2 protein-coding genes are annotated in these 1,479 nt (G+C 59.0%); one reads left to right on the top strand and one right to left on the bottom strand.

Annotated features, from left to right (window positions below):
- Positions 1-752: citrate:proton symporter (locus tag BZK31_RS28215; protein WP_244182763.1), on the bottom strand; the 752-nt coding region annotated here is incomplete at its 3' end.
- 300 nt (positions 753-1,052) lie between these two features.
- On the opposite strand from BZK31_RS28215, the gene BZK31_RS28210 reads away from it, so the two are divergent.
- On the top strand, positions 1,053-1,454 hold the full coding sequence (locus tag BZK31_RS28210; protein WP_083186448.1) for a GFA family protein: 402 nt from the start codon (positions 1,053-1,055) through the stop codon (positions 1,452-1,454).
- Positions 1,455-1,479 lie beyond the last annotated feature (25 nt).

Genomic DNA, 1,479 nt, shown 5'->3' with positions numbered 1-1,479 from the left:
AGCAGACCCATGATCAGGGCAACCATCAGCGCCAGCGTCAGGCCGCCGTTGAACCAGATCAGTTTTGGACGACGTGCATCCGGGAACTGCGAAACGCTGATTTCGCTGTGATCGACTTCATCGCCTTGCAGGTGCAGTTCTCCCAGACGGGCACGTTCGCGTTTGCCATAGAAGTAGGCGATCGCCAGGATCGCCACAACGCCGGCCAGCATCGCCGGAATCATCGGTACGAAGATGTCTGAAGCATCGACGTGCAGGGCGCTGGCCGCACGAGCAGTCGGACCGCCCCAAGGCGTCATGTTCATCACGCCGCCCGCCAGAATGATCAGACCCGCCATGATGCGTGGGCTCATGCCAACGCGGCTGTACAGCGGCAGCATGGCGGCAACGCAGATCATGTAGGTGGTTGCGCCGTCACCGTCCAGCGAGACCACCAGCGCCAGCACCGCGGTGCCGACCGAGATGCGCATCGGATCGCCTTTTACCATTTTCAGGATCTTGCGCACGGCCGGGTCGAACAGGCCGGAGTCGATCATCAGCGCGAAGTAGAGAATGGCGAACATCAGCATGACGCCGGTTGGCGCCAGCTTGGTAATACCGGCCAGCATCATCGGGCCGATCTGTGACGCGAAACCGCCGAACAGGGCGAAAACGATAGGCACCAGAATCAGGGCGATCAGCGCGGTCAGGCGCTTGCTCATGATCAGGTACATGAACGCAATGACCATGGCAAAGCCAAGGAAAGTCAGCATGGGAATACTCCAGACGTAATACGGCTACAGAACGATGGAAACGAACGAGTCAGCTCAGCAGGAGCGTTACGTGGAGTGAGGGCGCAAGGAGGGTACGGATAGGAAAATCAGCAAGCATCGGAATCACCATTATTGTTGTTAATTGGGCCAGGGACCGTGTTGAACGACACCCAGGCTACCCGGTCTTTTTGCCGGAAGTGAGGCGATGCTAATTGCACAAGCTTTCACCGACCTTTCAATCAGTGTTTGTGGAAGTTTTATTGTCACACGCTTATCGACGCACAACAGGGAGGAACGGTCATGAGCCACATTCACACCGGCGGCTGCCACTGCGGCAGCCTGCGTTATCAGTTCGATGCGCCCCTTGAGGACATCGCCCATTGTCACTGTTCGATTTGCAGGCGCACGTCCGGTGGGACAGTCATGACATGGTTGACCGTGCCGCTGCAGTCGTTTCAATGGCTGGCCGGCAGCCCGGCTACTTATGACTCGGGTCAGACGTGTGTGCGCTACTTCTGCGGCAACTGCGGCGCGCACATGGCGCTGTTCACGCGCAACAGCCCGCAAGAGATGGACGTGGTGGTCGCTACCCTCGATCACCCTGAACTGGCCGCGCCGTCACGGCACATCTGGATCGAAAACCGATTGCCGTGGCTGCATCTGGACGAACACCTGCCCGGGCGCGAGGGCGAGACGAACTGATGATGACCCACGACGCGATCCAGCC

The organism is Pseudomonas floridensis, from assembly GCF_002087235.1.
In the GTDB taxonomy this organism is placed as follows: domain Bacteria; phylum Pseudomonadota; class Gammaproteobacteria; order Pseudomonadales; family Pseudomonadaceae; genus Aquipseudomonas; species Aquipseudomonas floridensis.
The sequence above is the reverse complement of the archived record's forward strand: the minus strand, read 5'-3'. Positions and strand labels throughout refer to the sequence as shown.

Bases quoted from the DNA above. Each gene is read 5' to 3' on its own strand.
- BZK31_RS28210 (WP_083186448.1), top strand. From the start codon at position 1,053: ATGAGCCACATTCACACCGGCGGCTGCCACTGCGGCAGCCTGCGTTAT.